The sequence below is a fragment of the Vaccinium witches'-broom phytoplasma str. VAC genome, assembly GCF_000309405.1.
Classification (GTDB): Bacteria; Bacillota_I; Bacilli_A; order Acholeplasmatales; family Acholeplasmataceae; genus Phytoplasma.
On sequence record NZ_AKIN01000156.1, the window covers coordinates 1 to 1,037 of the forward strand.

The following is a 1,037-nucleotide window of genomic DNA, read 5'->3' on the forward strand; positions in this document are numbered from 1 at the left end:
AATAACCCTAATAAAGTAAATAAATAAACACTTATTATTTTAAATTGATTTTTTAATTTAAACATTATTAATTGAATCTCCTTTTATTTTTTTCGAATTGTTAAATATGTAATAAAAATAAACTTTTCAACTTTCATTTTTGAAACTAGAAATAATATTTATGATACATAATTGCTATATTCAATTTATTTTTTTGTTAGCTATTTTTTATAAAATAACACATTCACACTTAGATTTTTTATGATTATAATTCGATTGTTCATTTGTTTCTAGTTGTTCTGGTTTTTGAGAAGGTTTTTTTTGAATAATTAATTCTTTTATTAATCTTTTAAATTCTTCAATTCCAATAACTTCTCTTTGTAATAATTCATCAGCAAGGGGCGATAAAAATTCTTTATATTGTTGAATTATTTCTTGTGTTTTTGTTTGAGCAATATTTTTTATTTTATCTTTTCTTATTTCTAAAGAATCTGTTGATAAATATAAATCGCCTAAAAACCATCCTCTTTCTGTGATATATTGAGCCGTTTTTTCGATATCTTGTTCATCATGTTGACCTCTATTTTTAATTTCTTCTATAGTTGTTGTGATAGTTTTTTCCGCCTCTAACCCACCATAATAAACAGATAATGCAAATAAATGTCCAAACAAATTGTCTCTATCAAAAGAAAAATCGGTGCTACCATCAATTTTTTCATCATCATGTTTTAATTCTATTCTTTTAAGTTTTATGAGTCCTGGATATTCTTTACTTCTTTGGTTCAATTCAAAAGCAACTACAGCATGCCCTATTTCATGTAAAGACACAAATTTTTCTTTAGTCATAATATTTGTTTTACTTATATTATTTGTTATTTCTTCATTTTCTTCTGACTCTGTCTCTGTAATTTCTTGAATTTCTTCATGAAATAAACCTTCCATAGCCATTACTTGATGAACATTATTAATAATTAAAAATAATCCTAAACTAATAAATAAAATAATATTAAATAATAGTAAATGTTTTTTTAATTTAACCATTAATTAAATCTCCTTTT

General features: G+C 22.8%; 2 protein-coding genes. Both read right to left on the reverse strand.

Annotated features, from left to right (window positions below):
* Positions 1-65: SVM family protein (locus RI68_RS04485; RefSeq protein ID WP_173362875.1), on the reverse strand; the 65-nt coding region annotated here is incomplete at its 3' end.
* 142 nt (positions 66-207) lie between these two features.
* Complete coding sequence (locus RI68_RS02635) at positions 208-1,020, reverse strand: SVM family protein (RefSeq protein ID WP_017193692.1); 813 nt, start codon at positions 1,018-1,020, stop codon at positions 208-210.
* Positions 1,021-1,037: the final 17 nt, after the last annotated feature.